At 42.2% G+C, this 17,602-nt stretch carries 11 protein-coding genes; 5 read left to right on the top strand and 6 right to left on the bottom strand.

What is annotated here, in order from left to right:
• Nucleotides 1-199: 199 nt before the first annotated feature.
• A complete protein-coding gene (gene recJ / locus BIY37_RS12800; RefSeq protein ID WP_070068234.1) occupies nucleotides 200-1,933 on the bottom strand; it encodes a single-stranded-DNA-specific exonuclease RecJ in 1,734 nt (577 codons plus the stop codon).
• Nucleotides 1,934-2,481: 548 nt separating this feature from the next.
• Here recJ and BIY37_RS12795 point away from each other — a divergent pair.
• Nucleotides 2,482-4,371, top strand: coding sequence for an ABC transporter ATP-binding protein (locus BIY37_RS12795; RefSeq protein WP_070068233.1), 1,890 nt, complete (start codon nucleotides 2,482-2,484; stop codon nucleotides 4,369-4,371).
• Nucleotides 4,368-5,258 carry a dTDP-4-dehydrorhamnose reductase gene (gene rfbD / locus BIY37_RS12790; protein ID WP_070068232.1) on the top strand — a complete coding sequence of 297 codons (891 nt, stop codon included), beginning with the start codon at nucleotides 4,368-4,370 and terminating at the stop codon, nucleotides 5,256-5,258. The genes BIY37_RS12795 and rfbD overlap by 4 nt, the downstream gene beginning before the upstream one ends.
• On the opposite strand, the gene ald is transcribed toward rfbD, so the two are convergent.
• Complete coding sequence (gene ald / locus BIY37_RS12785) at nucleotides 5,240-6,343, bottom strand: alanine dehydrogenase (RefSeq protein WP_070068231.1); 1,104 nt, start codon at nucleotides 6,341-6,343, stop codon at nucleotides 5,240-5,242. The two genes, rfbD and ald, sit on opposite strands and share 19 nt — an antisense overlap.
• Before the next feature lie 205 nt (nucleotides 6,344-6,548).
• On the opposite strand from ald, the gene mtaB reads away from it, so the two are divergent.
• From mtaB to BIY37_RS12765, 3 genes are all read left to right on the top strand, one after another.
• Nucleotides 6,549-7,877, top strand: a complete 1,329-nt coding sequence (gene mtaB / locus BIY37_RS12780) for a tRNA (N(6)-L-threonylcarbamoyladenosine(37)-C(2))-methylthiotransferase MtaB (RefSeq protein ID WP_070068230.1) — start codon at nucleotides 6,549-6,551, stop codon at nucleotides 7,875-7,877.
• 20 nt (nucleotides 7,878-7,897) lie between these two features.
• Nucleotides 7,898-8,488, top strand: a complete 591-nt coding sequence (locus BIY37_RS12775; protein WP_070068229.1) for a phospholipase D-like domain-containing protein — start codon at nucleotides 7,898-7,900, stop codon at nucleotides 8,486-8,488.
• Nucleotides 8,489-9,518: 1,030 nt separating this feature from the next.
• The gene (locus BIY37_RS12765) at nucleotides 9,519-10,319 is read left to right on the top strand and encodes a DUF4159 domain-containing protein (protein ID WP_230402530.1); all 801 of its coding nucleotides are present in this window, start codon (nucleotides 9,519-9,521) and stop codon (nucleotides 10,317-10,319) included.
• Nucleotides 10,320-10,476: 157 nt separating this feature from the next.
• On the opposite strand, the gene ahbC is transcribed toward BIY37_RS12765, so the two are convergent.
• The 4 genes from ahbC to BIY37_RS12745 all read right to left on the bottom strand — a co-directional run bounded on the left by ahbC (nucleotide 10,477) and on the right by BIY37_RS12745 (nucleotide 17,601).
• Nucleotides 10,477-11,703: a 12,18-didecarboxysiroheme deacetylase gene (gene ahbC / locus BIY37_RS12760; RefSeq protein ID WP_070068227.1), complete on the bottom strand. Its 1,227-nt coding sequence runs from the start codon at nucleotides 11,701-11,703 to the stop codon at nucleotides 10,477-10,479.
• A 148-nt stretch (nucleotides 11,704-11,851) separates the two neighbouring features.
• Nucleotides 11,852-13,003 carry an outer membrane protein assembly factor BamB family protein gene (locus tag BIY37_RS12755; protein WP_080325078.1) on the bottom strand — a complete coding sequence of 384 codons (1,152 nt, stop codon included), beginning with the start codon at nucleotides 13,001-13,003 and terminating at the stop codon, nucleotides 11,852-11,854.
• A 16-nt stretch (nucleotides 13,004-13,019) separates the two neighbouring features.
• Nucleotides 13,020-13,886, bottom strand: a complete 867-nt coding sequence (locus BIY37_RS12750; protein WP_070068226.1) for a LysM peptidoglycan-binding domain-containing protein — start codon at nucleotides 13,884-13,886, stop codon at nucleotides 13,020-13,022.
• A gap of 166 nt (nucleotides 13,887-14,052) precedes the next feature.
• The gene (locus BIY37_RS12745; RefSeq protein ID WP_070068225.1) at nucleotides 14,053-17,601 is read right to left on the bottom strand and encodes a protein translocase subunit SecDF; all 3,549 of its coding nucleotides are present in this window, start codon (nucleotides 17,599-17,601) and stop codon (nucleotides 14,053-14,055) included.
• Nucleotide 17,602: the final 1 nt, after the last annotated feature.

Here is a 17,602-nt window from a genome sequence, read left to right as displayed (position 1 = left end):
AAGTGCAAAGGTATTCGTGTTTTAATTTATATCATTTTTGATAAATATCCAAAATGTGAAGTGTTTGCAACAAAAACCCCTTTGGCGCAATATTGCTTCGTGTTGCTATCGATCTTGCCAATAACAACACATCCCTTTGTACCTTGTCCTAGTTTCTCCACAGTCCGCCGCCATTCTTTTAGAACATTGATTGCGTTCCTTAGTCATTATCAAATCTTATGTCTTTCACCTCCAGCTCAAGCTGCTCACCATCCATCCAGGTATTTATTTTTACCGCAAAGGCCAGTGAGCACGTTCTCCCGTTTTGTTTCAGTCTATCTATCTGTTCTCCCATGCCAAAGGCAACAGCCCTGACAGCAACTTCTCCCTGTTTGACATAGAAACTCAGATGTTGTCCCTTTGAACCGATACGGCGTGGTTGCCCAACGATTTTTACATTTGTGACGGCAAATAAGGGAATGGGATTTCCCTCGCCGTGAGGGGATAGACGCCCCAGTTCCGCAACAACGGCCTTTGATACCATGGAAAGCGTGATTTCTGCATCGATGTTCAAGATACGCACCAGGTCTGTTTTGCAAAGTCTTTGAGAGGTGGCCATATTGAGCATATTACGAAATTCGTCTATATTATCCGGGTGTATCTTTAGCCCTGCCGCCTGTGCATGGCCACCCACAGAAAGTAACGTGTTCCTGCAACTTTCCAACGCCTCCAAAATATGGAACGAGGGAATAGAGCGCGCTGAACCATGGCCAATGTCATCCGCTACGGCAATCATCACGGTAGGGCGGTTAAATTCTTCTACCATTTTCGAAGCAATAATTCCTATGATTCCGGGGTGCCAGGCATGGTCCGCCAGTACGATTGCGGTCGTTTCATCTAAATTTAATTCATGCATGATTTTTTTCCTGGCTGATACCAGAATATCAACCTGGATTTCTTGTCTTCTCTTATTCTCCTGTTCCAAAAAATTGGCAATTTCTGTAGCCCGGTTCTTGCAGGTTGTCGTCAGAAGTTCAACAACGATTCCTGCACTTCCTATGCGGCCCGGGGCATTTAGCCGGGGTCCCAGACGATATCCCACATGAAAGGCATCAAGGTTTATCCTGGAAAGATCTGCTACATCGAGAAGCGCACGCAACCCGGGAATTTCGGTGTGTTGTAATGCATGCAATCCATATTTCGTAACAACACGATTTTCGCCCACGAGTGGCACCACATCCGCAATTGTCCCCAATGCCACCAGCCCCATGGCACTTAGAAGGAAATCCTTAAAGTCAGGAGACACCTTTTTCTGCGAAGAAAAATTCTGACCGATAGCCCATGCCAGTTTAAAAGCAATGCCAACACCAGAGAGATCCCGGAAAATATGGTTTGGGGACTGCAGTTTTGGATTAACCACAGCCAAGGCATTGGGCATTTCCTGCCCGGGGCGGTGGTGATCGGTAATGATCAGATCGATACCGCACATGCGTGCAATATCTGCTTCCCTGCAGGCATTGATACCGCAATCCACGGTCAGAATAACGTCCGCACCGTCCTTCCTCAGTCTTTGAATTGCATCGGCATTTAAACCGTATCCCTCCTCCAGCCTCTCCGGAATATAGTAACTGACCTGTGCTCCCAGCAATTTCAAGCAACGGTACATAAGCGCCGTAGCTGAAAGTCCGTCAACATCATAATCCCCATAAATGACAATTCTTTCTCCCTCTCGTATAGCTTGGTTAACGCGAATCGATGCTTTTTCAATGTCCGGGAGAAGTGATGGGTCTCCGAGTGAGGATATTTGTGGCTGGAGAAAACTTCTGGCAGATGCAATATCAGCAACCCCACGATTGACAAGCACCTGGGCTAATAAGGGTGATATCTTAAGTTTGCTGGCAATCTCCGTCTGAAGTGGCCTGTTTGGAGGGAAAAACACCCACCTTTTTATCATGGTGTATTTTATTTATTATAAGAAAAAGACCCTGTATTAAGGGAAGTAATCCATCCGTTTATAGAAAACCCACGATCCAAAGGCCAAAATTGGAAACAATTTCAAAATCATCATTCAAATATTTCCGGCCTTGTTTTTCAACGGTTTCATTTTACTTTGATTTATAAGTCTTTCAAGGAAATTTAATTATTTTTTGTTTTTCCTTTATTTCCCCGTCTTCCCGTTTCCTCTGGTATCCGTACTCCAATAATATCTCATAAAAGACATCTTTAAATTTTTGGTAAAATTATGCACAGATTAACCCTAACAGGATTGACTCACAAATTCCGTGTATTGGGTTTTATCCTTTCTGACTTGTTCGGGTCAGAGATTATCACAAATCTTTTATTGAAAAACACACCGCTATGTGATACCATTCACTCCGTGATACAAGAAGTACGTGCCTGATATCAAAATATAATACTGATTTACCGCCCCGTGTTTATTCCTTCGTCCCGAAACAAAGCAATTTTTCCAAACTTTTCACTTTATACCCTGCAAAGGAAACCATGAAAAAATCAGGTCTTTTTGGTGAATGTGCCAGATTGTTGTTATTTGCAAAACCCTACTGGAAATATGTAGCACTGGCCATTTTCAGCATGGTTATTTATACTTCAGCAAATGGCATTCAGATTTCATTAATCAAACCTATCGTGGACAAACTGCTTTTGGGGAATACTAATACAATTGTTGCTCTGCCAAAGATCGACATAGACCAGGACGCGCCATCACATAAAAAACCTTCTCTTGTGAAACAGTTTAAGAAACAGGTATTCCACAAATTCTCATTTATAGAAAAACTCCAAAGGCTTGCCACAAATTCATTCACCAGCATTGGTGTGACCATGGCGATCTTTGCCCCTATTATTTTTCTGTCGTGTTATTTTCAGCAATATTTCAGAAACCTTGTCATGTGGGCTGTTGTCGTGGATATCCGGAACAAGGTATGCGACCATTTACTTCCTCAGCCGCTGAGTTTTTTTGAGAACAGGAAGAGTGGCGATCTCCTTTCCAGATTAACAAACGATATCGCGGTAACACAGTCAGGACTTACGGTGCTTTTTGATGATATCCTGCTTCAACCGCTAAAGCTGATTTGCGGTCTGACGCTTGCATTTTATTTTAGCTGGAAGCTATCTTTGCTGATCCTCATCGCCTTTCCGGCAATATTCATTCCTGTGCTGGTTATGGGAAAAAAGATCAAGAAACACGGAAAGAGTAGTTTACGACATCTTTCTGACCTTACCGACGCACTTCGGGAGATGTTTGCCGGGATTCGAATTGTAAAGGCGTTTAAAATGGAGGCCGAAGAGAGTCGCGAAATCCATGAAATCAGTAACCGATTTTTCATGAAAAGGATGAAACTGGCCAAGGCGAAGGCGATTAACACAAGTACCAGTGAGTTTGTTTATACTTTGGGACTCGCGATCCTGATCATTTTAGGTGGGTATGTGATTATGTCAAAGAAAATCACGCCCGGAGAACTGGGCGGGTTTATTACTGCCATTGGTTTTATGGTAATCACGACCATCAAGAAACTGGCAAAGGGGTATGCAAGTTTGCAAGAGTCTCTGGCTGGTGTCAATAGGGTATTTGAACTATTTGCGATCGAACCCGCCATAAAAGATCATCCCGAAGCCGTTGCCCTGAAAAATATTCATGAAGGCATCTCATTTGATGATGTTAGTTTTTCTTATGATAATGGCAAAGACTATATCCTGAAGGATATTAATCTTACGATAAGCAAAGGAGAAATTGTTGCTATTGTCGGCAAGAGCGGGGCAGGGAAATCGACGCTTATCAATTTGATACCCCGTTTCTATGATCCTGTCAAAGGCAGTGTGAAAATTGACAAGATTGATATACGGAAAATTAAACATGAATCCCTTCTGGCACAAATTGCCATCGTTTCCCAACAAACATTTCTGTTTAACCGCAGTCTTCGTGAAAATATCCTTTACGGAAGAAAGGGTGCCTCAGATGAGGAGATTTATTCAGCAGCAAAGTCTGCCAATATTCATGACTATATTATCGATCTCCCCAAAGGATATGATACTGTAGTAGGTGAATTAGGGCTGAAATTATCAGGGGGGCAACGTCAACGGATTGCCATTGCCCGTGCCATTTTAAAAAATGCGCCAATTTTACTCTTAGATGAAGCAACTTCGTCCCTTGATTATGAGTCTGAAAAACTGGTACAGGATGCACTCAACAACCTGATTACCGGGAAAACAACCATCATCGTTGCCCACCGACTTTCCACCATACTTCATTGCGACCGGATTATTGTAATGAAAAACGGATGTATTGTAGAAGCGGGCAGCCATAAATCCCTGATGTCAGAAGAGGGCGAGTACAAACGAGTTTATCAATTGCACTCCGATACGCTTCAGGCATGAAAATACTTGTACTTGGCTCACAAGGCATGCTTGGCAGAGACTTGGTCAGCCGGTTGCCTGGCTTCACCCTTACAACAGTTCCTCCTTTCACTGTGATTGGTGCAAATCATGCACAGGTGGATATTACACAAAGCTTGGATACGTCCAGATTCATAGCTCAGGAGAGGCCAGACGTTATTGTTAACTGCGCCGCATTCACGAATGTGGATGCATGCGAAACATACGTAGCAGAGGCCTTTGCTGTCAACACCACGGGCGCAAAAAATATTGCAATTGCGGGAAAAGAAGCAGGTGCAAAGATTATTCATATTAGCACTGATTACGTATTCGACGGCACAAAGAACGGATCCTATGTCGAAACGGATCACCCTAACCCGCTCTCCATCTACGGCAAGTCAAAATATAAGGGTGAACTTGCCATTCAGGAAACGATCGGCACATATGCGATTATCAGAACTTCCTGGCTTTACGGTCAGTATAAAAAAAATTTTGTAACCACCATGCTGGATATGGGAAACAGGAACCATTCGGTGTCCGTTGTGACCGATCAGTTCGGCACTTCAACCTATACGGCCGATCTTTCGTATGCCATCTGGATTATCATTTCAAAGAATCTTCAGGGCATATATCATGTGGCAAACACAGGAACATGTTCACGTTACGAATGGGCAAAGAAGATTTTTGAGCTAACTGGCGACCAGGTATCAGTATGTCCAGTGAAAACGGGGGATTATAAACGAGCGGCTACGGTGCCTCAGAATTCTTCTTTAAATTGCTCAAAATATACTATGGCAAGCGGGTATACGATGAGGTCGTGGCAAGAGGCGCTAAAAGAGTATCTCGGCACACTCGGTACATGCTCTTTTCGCTATCCTAACGCGTTATAGGGCATCCCAAAGGCATCAGCAACAGCCTTATTGGTAAGTGTTCCCTTTACCATGTTAATACCTCGTACTATGGCAGGATTCTCACGGGCTGCGCGTTCATATCCCTTGTCAGCGATCTCCAGGGCGTAGGGCAAGGTAACATTGGTTAATGCATGGGTAGATGTGCATGCTACGGCACCGGGAATATTGGTCACACAGTAATGGATGACATCATATTCCTTGTAAATGGGATTGCTATGAGTTGTGGGTTTACTCGTTTCTACACATCCCCCCTGATCTATGGCTACGTCGATTATTACTGCACCAGGTTTCATCGCTTGAACCAATTCTCTTGTTACGACATGTGGCGCCCGTGCCCCTTCGATCAGCACGGCGCCAATGAGCAAATCGGCATCGCGAACCTTCTCACGAATAGTTTGGGTATTCGACATGATCGTGACAACGTTTTTGGGCATAATGTCGTCCAGATATCGTAACCGGCCTATATTGACATCGAGAATAGTAACTCGTGCGCCAAGCCCTGCAGCCACCTTTGCGGCATTAGTGCCTACGATGCCTCCACCGATAATAACCACTTCCGCAGGGGCTACCCCGGGGACTCCACCTAAAAGTATCCCGCGCCCATGCATGGGTTTTTCCAAATATTTTGCACCTTCCTGAATGGACATCCGCCCTGCCACTTCGCTCATTGGAGTCAGGATCGGATGTTGACCATGTTCGTCACGGATCGTCTCATAGGCAATGGCCACCACTCGAGCCCCGAGCATTGCATCCGTCAGCTGTTTTGAGGCGGCAAAGTGAAAAAACGTAAAGACCGTGGTGTCGTTTCTGAGAAGATGATATTCTTTAGGCAGAGGCTCTTTCACTTTTATTAAAAGCCCCGCCTGTTCATAAATTTCTTCAGGCCCTGCAACAATTTTGGCTCCTGCACGCTTGTATTCCAGGTCAGGGATGCCACTCCCTGAACCAGCGTCCTTTTCTATCAGCACGGTATGCCCGTGTTTCAGCATCTCCTCCACACCGGCAGGAATCAGGGACACCCGATATTCATCCGGTTTAATTTCTTTGGGTACGCCGACAATCATCTGAATTTCTCTTTAAAACAAGTGTATAGTCTGATAGAATCACGCATAGCTAATCGGCCACGAATGAAAAAAACATTCGTATAAATTCATGCCTATCCATGGCTGATAAGCCCCTTACAATTAATTCGTCAATAGTAGTGTACATCGATGGCAATACTTGTCAAGTATTTTATATTTGATACTATCTTGCAAATCCAGTCAAAACATGAAGACGTGTGCCTTTATTACGCTGGGGTGTAAGGTCAATCAATATGAAACCCAGGCCATCCGTGAATCTCTCACTGCTAAAGGATTTGTAGAAACCGTTCCTGAACAAGCCGCTGACCTTTACGTAATCAACACCTGTACAGTCACTTCAGCCAGTGACGATAAATCACGGCAACACATCAAAAGGGTTAAGCGTAAAAACCCTAATGCAACGGTAGTTGTTACCGGCTGTTATGCAGAGGCAGATGCCGAAGCTGTCAAAAAACTGGAAGGTGTCGACTTTGTGATTACTAAGGCTGAAGAAGCACAAATAGCAGAGATTGTCTGTAGGGACACGGTGCCCCGAATCCCCCTTTCAAAAAGAAGGGAATGGGGGGGTGATGCATCTATTCCCGGGCTAGAAAAAGAAGCTATTTATCATCTTAAGATAAGCCAATTTGCAGGCCATACAAGGGCGTTCCTGAAGATAGAAGATGGCTGTGACCAGTACTGTTCCTATTGTATCATCCCTTACGTTCGGGGGAGTATCAAGAGCAGAAGACCGCAGGACATTCTGGAAGAAGCGAGACGTTTAATTGATAATGGTTTTAAAGAGATTATACTGACCGGTATTCATCTGGGGGCTTATGGCAAGGACACCCGGGGAAGTTACCGCTTGTTGGATATTATTCAGACACTCAGTAATTTGTCCGGGCTAAAAAGACTTCGACTAAGCTCTATTGAAGCAAATGAAATAACTCATGATTTAATTGACCTCATGTTGCATTCAAAAAAGATCTGCCCTCACTTTCATATTCCATTACAAAGTGGAGATGATTCTATTCTGAAGAGGATGAACAGGAGATATACCTCATCGCAATATCTGGAGATACTTGATGACATCCGTTCAAAAATTAATATACCATCATTTACCACGGACATCATAGTTGGCTTTCCAGGAGAACAAGACGAGCATTTTGAAAACACCGTTAACCTCTGCAAGAGAGCGGGTTTTAGCCGTATGCATATATTCCCTTTTAGCGTGCGAGAAAGCACTCCAGCGGCGAAGATGAACAACCATTGCTCACCTCAAACTATTAACCGGAGAAAAACACTGTTAGATGTTACGGCAAAAACTTTAGCCTTTTCCTATAAAAAGCAATTTCTAGGTGCTTATGCAGAAGTGCTCGTAGAAAAGGAAAGAGATTCCAAAACGAACAAATTATGTGGATATTCCGAACGGTACATCAAGGTCTTATTCGAAGGCCCTGACACGATCAAAAATTCAATGGTTTCGGTACGGATAGAAGATGTTGCTCCCTCATTTGCAATGGGAATTTTACAATAAACTATGGATTGGGATATTTTATGAAATACCAGAAACATATAATAACTAAATTTTCCACCACGGTCATTTTTCTTCTGTGCGCCTTTTACAGCGCGTCTTCCTTTGGTCTGCCTGCCGATGATGTCACACCTCTCGTTGACGAAGACTATTATCCACAGGTACATCAAGTATTAATTGCCGCAAAAAAATCTATTGTGTGTGTTATGTACCTGGCCGACATTAATCCTAAGTATAATCGTGGATGGGAATATAATCTGGTAAATGATCTCATTAACGCTCATCGGCGTGGTGTCACCGTGAGTGTGATTTTTGATCAAAATATTATGTTCTGGGAAACAGGGAAAAAAAAGAAAAAAACGGAGAGGAAAAGCAGCAATGCCTATGAGTTGCTCAAGAAAAATGAGGTTCCTGTATATTACGACAGCATCGATCGCGTTACCCATAACAAGATATTGATCATAGATGACTATATCACTATTTTGGGAAGTACGAACTGGACATACAGTGCACTCAGGAAGAACCACGAGGCATCCGTCCTGATAAAATCAAGCAGCGTAGCAGAGGCATTTCTAGAAAAGCTCAGGATAATCTCAAAATATCAACCGAAGTAAATTAAGATATCGATAGACTTGCGAAAAGACAAGGGGTGATAAAAGTGAAGATTGGATATAGTAAAGAGGCAGACGAAATCGATATTGATTTTAAAAAAGATCTTATGGAAAAGGCATTGTCAACAAACCCAGAACGGCAAGGTAATAAGATTTAAGTTCCATGAGAGATTAACGGGTTATATCATAATACCGCAAACTCAAGTCGACAACGTCAAAACTTTCTCCAAAAACATTTTGGGGGATGAGACGATGAAGAGTCAAAAATGATGTGAAAAACGTATCTAACAATTCCGTTGAATAAGGAAGGGCGCGGGATTCAACAAGATACTTCTGTCGATACAAAGGAGCCGTGGATGACTGCATAAATGGCTTAGCACAGGACACAAAGAATGTAGGCACAAAGGTCTCAGAGGTTGCAGTCATGCATCGAGACAAGTTTGGAGCAAGAATTCTGGTCGATTGACTACCCTAATACTTTCCCTTCGAGAAAAGCCGGAGGCTCGCAAGATACGGCGTTCTGCATCTTCTGGGATAGATGCAGAAGAAAAGTGATAAAAAACACCGCTATTCTTATGTTATGCCAAAAAAGATGAGGGAACTTCACCGACCAGGATATCCCAGAGGTGCGAGCAAGGTTATCTGGTTTTATACGTTTCACACGGTTGATGTTACAGGTCATACTGTCTGGGCGAGTCAGCTTACCGATAAACAGTCGATTCCTCTATGCAAACATCTGCTAAAGACATGGAGAAATCTTGGAATCCCAGAGGTATCGTAGATGGACAATGAAATAGCTACCACGGGTGGAGGTACTTCGATTGGGAATAGATTGATTTAGAATCAACCCATGGAGGAATACAATGACCGAAAAAGTAGTAAAAGACAGAACCTCTGAAATATTTGCAAACAAAGAAAAATAACAAGGGCTTTGTCTAAAACTGTTAAGGTTGGATCTGGCAGGACATATTCAACCGAACAGCTTTGCGATTGTCAGAACTCAAAGTTATTTTTAAAATTGAGAATTAAGATTATGTTTTATAGTTTCAGTATCTCTGTGTTTCCATGGCCTATTATTTACAGATATCTCAGATTCTTTATCTGTGTCATCTGCGCAATGGGTGGTTTCCTGTTTTTACCTCATCATATACTTGCTATGGGAGAAGCTTCAAAGTTTGCCTTTGCCCAACTGGAATATTCAGGGGGAAACTGGAATCCACGGCCTCATGTGGGAAAACGTCTTATGTGGGAACTTACCAAACGAACCAGTGTTGAGGCGCGCATCGATACCGTAATCTTTCGGGCTGATGATGTCAAGATCTTCGAATATCCATTTCTCTATATGTCTGGCGATCAGGAATTTCCACCATTTAGCGAAAAAGAGATGAGCAATTTAAAATTATACCTTGAATTTGGCGGAACACTCTTAATTGATGACTGCCTGGGAAAGAGCGATTTTGGGTTTGATAAATCTATTCGACGTGAAATCAAGCGCCTGTTTCCGGATAAATTACTCGAAAAACTACCAAAGGACCATACCATTTTCAAATCCTTTTATTTACTGAATCAGGCCTACGGCAGGACTATAGAAAAATCTTATTTGGAAGGTATAACGATAGAAAACCGGGCAGCTATTATTTACTCGCAGAACGATCTGGGCGGTGCCTGGGCAAAAGATCCGTTAGGAAGCTGGGAGTATCAGGTAATCCCCGGTGGTGAGACACAAAGGTCTATGGCGTTTCGTCTCGGTATAAATATAATCATGTATGCACTTACCGGTGACTATAAACAGGATCAGGTACATCTGCCTTTTATCCTGAAAAGACAAATGTGATGTTTCCTCCTAAATCTGTTTTCCGTCAATATTAAAGCATCATGACAATTCGTGAATTATCACCGCAAACTGCTTTAAAATTCTCTATTGATAGGAAAAGCCGTACTGTCTGAAATATATCAAACAGCCCGTCTTAAAGTGGTTTCTTGAAGGTGTATTAAGAAACGGTTGTCTTCTGCCTTGCTTTTTTGGGAGATGAGGACTCGATTCCAATCTCCTCATCAGTAAGATAACATGCCGGGTCGTGTTCCCACATGTCACCATAATAAGCCTCAGCCCTTGCCCTGAAATTGCCACCACAAATGGAAAGCCATCTGCATTTTGCACACCGCCCTTTAATATAAGGATTTTTATTCTTCAGTTTGGCCATTAGTTCATTCGAAGTATCTTCCCATATCTCACTAAACTTTCTTTTCCTAATGTTTCCAAAGGAATATTGTCTCCAAAATTGATCAGCGTGCACTTCTCCATCCCAACTAATACAGGCAAGTCCCTTGCCCGAGCTGTTTCCCTCATTCATCTGGAGAAGTTCAAAGACCTCTTTTGCCCTTGCAGGATTTTCCTTCAATAAACGCATATACACATAGGGTCCGTCTGCATGGTTGTCTACCGTGAGTACCTCAATTTTTCTGCCTCTATCGTGAGCTTCTTTCGTTTTATCGATAATGAGATCAACAACCTCACGGGTCTCTTTATGGGAAAGGTCTTCTTCAATTAAGTTGGAACCTCTCCCAGAGTAAACTAAATGATAGAAACAAACCCTTGGGATGTTTTCTTTTTCAATGAGATGAAATATTCCGGGTATGTCATGAGCATTTCTTTTGTTAATGGTGAAACGCAATCCAACTTTAATACCAACCGACAGGCAATTCTTAATTCCCGACAACGCAGCATCAAATGCACCATGAATCCCTCTGAAACGGTCATTGGTTTCTTGAAGGCCGTCCAGGCTAATTCCCACATAAGAAAGTCCGAACTTCTTTAATTCGTTTGCCTTTTCCAAGGTAATCAATGTACCATTAGTACTAATTACCGCCCGCAAACCTTTTTCTTTTGCATACCCTATTAATTCAAGAAGATCCGATCGCATAAGAGGTTCTCCGCCAGAAAACAAAATTACTGGCGCCCCATATTCCGCAAGATCATCTAACATTGCTTTTGCCTCATGGGTAGACAATTCATTGAGATATTCAATATCTTTTGACTGAGAATAGCAATGAATGCATTTCAAATTACAACGTTGTCCAACATTCCATACCACAACAGGTTTTTTATCTTGCGAAAATTGCAATAAATGAGATGGTAATCTTTTTGATTCTCTTCCATAACGCAATGCATCTGATGGTTCTACCGTCCCGCAGTATAATTTTGATATGCCGATCATATAATAATATCTCCTGCACGAACATTTGTGCTCATGTATTATGTGGATAGAAGCACCACATACAATTATTTATTCTTCACAAAACTTAAATGTAGTATAGTATAACGAAAAATAGCGATTAAGTAAAACCATTTTGTGAAAGAAAAAATCATTGTCCTATTGCGTAAAGTTTCCAGTCTACGCAGCCAACGTATAGCGTACTATTTGCGCTAATTGCCGGAGAAGACAATAATGGTTCACCAATTTTTACGTTCCATTTTGGGGTTCCATCGGTCTGTATAGCATACAAATAACCATCCCACGAACCAATATAAATGGTACCATTTGCGTCAATGACAGGCGATGCGGTAATGGGCTTTTTCGTTTTAAATTTCCACTTTAATGTGCCTTCCTTCGTCACTGCGGATAAGTTGCCGTCTTGTGCACCTACATAAATCGTCTCATCCGCACCTACTGCCGGCGAAGAATGTGATCTGCAGCCCAGGTCAAATGCCCACTTTAATGTCCCATCCAAATTTACGAAATAGAGCTTTCCACTCATATCTACCACACAAACAGCTCCATTGCTTATGGCTGGCGTAGAATCTATTTTGGCTTCAACTTCCAGGCGCCATTTTAAAGTGCCGTCTTGATTCAAGGCATACAAATGCTTATCCCAGGAACCAATATAAATAGTTTTATCCTTGCCAATCGCAGGCGAGGAAAGCATAATTGCGTCTCCGGTTTTATAACTCCACAAAAGTTTTCCATTTGTACCAACCGCATAAAGTTTCCCGTCATAAGAACTGAAGTACACCGTTTCTTTATCGACACAAGCAGGAGACGAATGAATGGCACCGGCTGCCTGGAACTTCCATTTTGTTTTTCCATCAGGATTAACCGCATACATTCTTCCGCTTACAGAACCAAAATAAATAACACCGGTTGCACCAATTGCCGGAGAGCCAAATATTTCGTCGCCGCTCTTAAACACCCACAAGATCTTTCCTTTGGGAGTAACAGATAACAACTTCCCATCCGTACTGCCAACGTAAACAACTCCATCTGCACCCACGACAGGAGATGACCAAATTTCTCCGGCACTCGATATACTCCATTTAAAAGTATTCCCGGAAGGCCCAACAAAAGGTACCAGCCCTGTTCTTTCTAAATTATATCGAAACATAGGGAATGCGTTCATTGTTTCCTGGGCATCAATGGAAGGATCGGATAATACACTGTATAGCGTAATTGCAATAACTATCAGATAAAAGAGAGGGTTTGAAAGAAAAGAAAAACTACGTCGTTTCAAATTCATCATATTTACACCTTAAATCTTAGATGTTGGGAATAATAAGTTCTTGTCCAATTTTCAAGGATTTTTTATCCTTAAGGTTTTTTTTGTTCGCATTGAATATTTTTTCCCATTTCGCGCCATCATGATAATATTTAACAGCCAGCGTGTACAGTGTATCGCCGTGCAGTACCGTGTGTTTTTTAACAGCAGATTCAGCGGGTTGTACTTCATCTACATTAACCAGTTGAGAGAGTGAGGGGGTGGTTGTTTCCGTTTTTATCCCTGTCTTTGTCGTCTTTGATACGAGTTTTTCTTCCGGTATGAAAAGTTCCGTACCAATTCTGAGGCTGTTTCTGTCCGGAATCTTATCTTGATTAGCGTTAAGAATGAGAAGCCATTTTGATTCGTCGCCATAATATTTGCTTGCTATTTTACGAAGGCTGTCGTTAATTTTTACCTTGTATGTTGTAGCTTTTGCACCGATCTTTTTATTGTCGTCAGAAGAAATGTCTTTCCAATCTTCCGTGTTTGACATATCAGCTAGTTTTTCATCGTTTTTGGTTGTCGGTAATGGCTTAGCTTCCTTTGCCTTCTTCCACTCCACTTCAATGACCCTGTCCTCGTTCTCTTTCGTTTGTTCATCGATTTTAGCTGTGTCTGAAACGGATGATTCCTTTTGTTTGGGCTGTTGCTCCTTTGCCGTTACCTTTTTAAAAGACTCTTGATTTACGTTTTGTGGTTCCGGTGATAGTTCGTTGATATCCGCTACATTACCCTGGGTTTCTTCCTCCATTTCTGGAATAGGGATCGCAGGTTCTTTAACCGCAGTTCTTGTGCTCAGAAAGACACCGATAATTGCCATAATAATCACTCCTAAAGTTACACCAACTTGCACATCTCTTTTCATCGTTTTTTATTCCTTTCGTAGGTTTTATAGGAATGAACAATAAAATGAACCTTCTGTCCGCTCTTTCATGCCAATCGACAAGCTGAAACGCATTTGCATTTTTCAAAAAATTTTCATCTTTTTAACAAGACCTGCACCCTGTGAATGGCCTTATTAATCATAATTTTTATCTCTTTTTAGTTATTACCTCCTTTCCTTGCATCGGATAATTTTGTCGCGGCAATACTTGACTTACGGGAGAAAGTCCCTTCCACCTGAGTAGCATAGGACATGCGACAAATATCGTTGAATACGTACCGACAACGATTCCTACGAGCATAACAAATGCAAATCCATGAATCTCATGTCCACCCACGAAAAAGAGGGCACACAATACACCAATGGTTGTAACCCCTGTCAAGAGAGTTCGGCTTAATGTCTGGTTGATACTGTCGTTAACCAATTGCGGCGTAAGTAGATTACCCCGCCCTCCCATATTTTCTCTAATCCTGTCAAAGATGACGATTGTATCATTCAGAGAGTAGCCTACTACGGTAAGAAATGCAGCTACCATAGAGCTGTCAATTTTCATATTTCCAAACAAATAATCTGCTACAGCTACGGCACCCAAAGTAAGCAGGATATCATGGATAACAGCGATGATTGCTGAAGAGCCAAATTTAAAGTCTCCAAAACGAAACCACACATAAAATATCGTAGCAATACAGGAAAAGATTACCCCCAAAATGGCGCGACTCTTCATCTCACCTGCAACAGTGGAACCAATACTCACGATCCTTTTTAACGGCTGAGATATCTCAAACGCACTCTTGATGGCCTTTTCTGCCGTCTCTGTATTACGAGGGTTAAGGGCGATCTCCACGCTCTTATATTCTCTGCCCTCCTCCAGACCCTGCTCAAGAATAGTGGGGTATCCTGCGGTAATCAGCACCTCTTCAATAACCTCTTTTTTTAAAGGTTTAGATAATGTCATGCGGAATTGAGCCTGGTTTGATTCTTTTCCCTGACTGGCCGTGCTTATCTCAGTATCCGGGGAAGCATCTTTCAACGGTTCGAAAGAGACATCGATTTTTTCTTTATACAAGTGGTCCTTAAATTTACTAATGATGTCCTCTTTAATTTTTTCCTGCACTTTTCCGGCACTTAAAGGTCGCATATGAATTGCAAATAATTGTGCGGGAGCGTTCATTGAAAAAACACCTTTTACAACACCTTTAATGGGCTTAATCTCCCGAATCATCGTCACAAAACTTCCTTTACTGATACCTTCTTTTAACTCTACACGGATTTCTTCGTTTCCTGTGATAGAAACGCTTGGCACCGAGATCGATCCCTTCACGGCCTGTTTTATATCTTGTAAAGTTGTCCTTGAACTTTCTATTCGTAGTTTATTTGTGCGTGCCATTGATGATTCTTTTGATCGTCCTGTCACTGTAATATTGCCAAACCCCTGCTTATTCAGCTCAAAATTAAGAATGGCAGGATCAATGGATTCACTTACATCCGCATCCACGAAAGGTTTCGACACCTGCATATTGACATCTTGTGTTTGCAATGACTCGGTAATCTCACCCAACGTTATTTTAACCTCGCGGAAGACCAGGTTATTCTTCAAACCATCTACCACTGCACCGACTAATTGTGGGCGTTTTTTCACATCTTCCAGACCGCTGATATCCACTAAGTACTCTTTTGCAAGTTGATTAACGGGTGTTATTGACACCACATCCTCATCGCTGTAACCAGCGTCTTTCAAGCTTTTTTGAATAGCCATCTCATCTGTCGGTTTTTTCAATTCCAGATTAAAAATCAAGGGTTCAATAAAATCGATTCCGGCAAATAAATCCGTTTTATCCAGAACTCGCTTGATATCCTCTGTTAATTTTTGCTTTGTCTTCTCATCATCAAGGCCTTTGATTCGTATACCGAATTCATCTGATGTTGATGCAAACTGTGTCAGATTCTCTCCGGACCAAATACTCTGGACCTCGGCTTCATTATAGCCCGTCTCACCAAGTGCCGTTCTTATAAATCCAGGAGAAGTTGAATTATTCAGGTGTAAATGAACGAGTGTACCACCAGTAAAATCGATATCATATTTTTTGTTCCCACGCATAACAAAGGTTGCCATACCGCCGATAATACATGAGCCGGAGATAATAATCAGGATAAAACGATAGCTTATAAAGTTAACGTGGGGGACGCCGATCAGCTTAAACATCGAGAAGCTCTTGATCCAGTTTAAATCCATAAACAAATCATATACAACCCTTGTTACAAAAACGGCTGTAAACAGATTGATAATCAAACCCAGGATTAATGTCCATGCAAATCCCTTTACAGGACCAGTACCCACCGCTGCAAGTATTACACCCGTAATTAACGTGGTAACATGGGAATCAAAAATGGCAGAAAACGCCTTTTCATAGCCCGCCTTTACCGCTGCCCGTAAGGATTTTCCCTTGGCCTTTTCTTCACGGATTCTTTCAAAGATTAACACATTTGAATCGATACCCATACCGATCATGAGCACTAATCCCGCTATACCCGGGAGAGTCAAAGTAGCATTGAGTAATGCCATCATTCCAACAGTAAAAAAGATATTCAAAGCATTTGCACAGTTTGCAACCCATCCCACCCCCATATAGTAAATTCCAACAAAAAGGATTGCAAAGATACCACCTATCGTGCCGGCTATCAACGCCCTGTTAATTGAATCTCTTCCCAAACTCGGCCCGACCATGGTTTCCATTTCAAGTTCCAGGTCTGCAGGAAGACTTCCTGCCCGCATAATAGCAATAAGTTCATTGACTTCATCTTGGGTAAAGTTTCCTTCAATAATTCCCTTCCCGGGTATACGATCGCGGATAACAGGTGCAGAATAGAGGGTGCCGTCCAGGATAATTGCCAGAGGTTTACCAATATTACGTTCTGTAATTTGTCCAAATTTAGATTTACCAATAGCGTCGAACTCAAAACCAACGATGGGTTCGATCCCTTTCCGGTCAGCATATATTCTGAATAGGTGTTCCCCGGAAATCTCGGTCTTATTCCGAACAAGGTACCATTTGCCGGCCTCCCCTTCTTCGCCTTTTTTCTTCCGCAACCAGTGTTTATAATACCCCGGAACTTGTTTCCCCTCCAGCGCCTCTTTATATTCCGGGCTATCGCTGCTGGCTGCAAGCCTGAACTCAAGCTTGCCAAGGCGTGTGATTCGGTTCTTCAAGCTTTCTATTTCTGCTTTTGTTGCTCCCGGAACCTGAATGAGCACACGATGACTGCCCTGTTCCTGGATCCTATACTCTATAACTCCTTGAGGGTCTATCCTTTTTTTTAATACTTCAATAATTTCCTTTGTTATCCCTGGTCGGTCTTCTTTTTTATCTACCCTTACTTTATACAACAACTCTGAGCCACCTTTGAGGTCTAATCCAAGCTTAATCTTACCCTTTGAGACATACTCGACGACCTTGTTACAAACTTTCTTGCCATCCTTGTCAGTCTCTTCGTTAACAATCGTCTCGCGGATAATTGGATTTGTTATGAAAAAACGTGTCCATGATTTTTCCAGAGTCGTACGCTCAACTACATTCCCATCGATTTCCTTAACTTGCTCCTTCTTCAGGACCTTTTCTGACGGTGGGTACACGATCATACTGCCAATAGCAATAACTATCGCAATGAGAGGTATCCTCCATCTTAAGTTTTTAGTCATT

The sequence above is a fragment of the Candidatus Brocadia sapporoensis genome, from assembly GCF_001753675.2.
Lineage (GTDB): Bacteria > Planctomycetota > Brocadiia > Brocadiales > Brocadiaceae > Brocadia > Brocadia sapporoensis.
This window is presented reverse-complemented; position numbering and strand designations above follow the sequence as displayed.

Excerpts from the sequence above, each read along its gene's own strand:
- recJ (WP_070068234.1), bottom strand. The coding sequence starts at position 1,933 with ATGATAAAAAGGTGGGTGTTTTTCCCTCCAAACAGGCCACTTCAGACG.
- BIY37_RS12795 (WP_070068233.1), top strand. The coding sequence starts at position 2,482 with ATGAAAAAATCAGGTCTTTTTGGTGAATGTGCCAGATTGTTGTTATTT.
- rfbD (WP_070068232.1), top strand. The coding sequence starts at position 4,368 with ATGAAAATACTTGTACTTGGCTCACAAGGCATGCTTGGCAGAGACTTG.
- ald (WP_070068231.1), bottom strand. The coding sequence starts at position 6,343 with ATGATTGTCGGCGTACCCAAAGAAATTAAACCGGATGAATATCGGGTG.
- mtaB (WP_070068230.1), top strand. The coding sequence starts at position 6,549 with ATGAAGACGTGTGCCTTTATTACGCTGGGGTGTAAGGTCAATCAATAT.
- BIY37_RS12775 (WP_070068229.1), top strand. The coding sequence starts at position 7,898 with ATGAAATACCAGAAACATATAATAACTAAATTTTCCACCACGGTCATT.
- BIY37_RS12765 (WP_230402530.1), top strand. The coding sequence starts at position 9,519 with ATGTTTTATAGTTTCAGTATCTCTGTGTTTCCATGGCCTATTATTTAC.
- ahbC (WP_070068227.1), bottom strand. The coding sequence starts at position 11,703 with ATGATCGGCATATCAAAATTATACTGCGGGACGGTAGAACCATCAGAT.
- BIY37_RS12755 (WP_080325078.1), bottom strand. The coding sequence starts at position 13,003 with ATGATGAATTTGAAACGACGTAGTTTTTCTTTTCTTTCAAACCCTCTC.
- BIY37_RS12750 (WP_070068226.1), bottom strand. The coding sequence starts at position 13,886 with ATGAAAAGAGATGTGCAAGTTGGTGTAACTTTAGGAGTGATTATTATG.
- BIY37_RS12745 (WP_070068225.1), bottom strand. The coding sequence starts at position 17,601 with ATGACTAAAAACTTAAGATGGAGGATACCTCTCATTGCGATAGTTATT.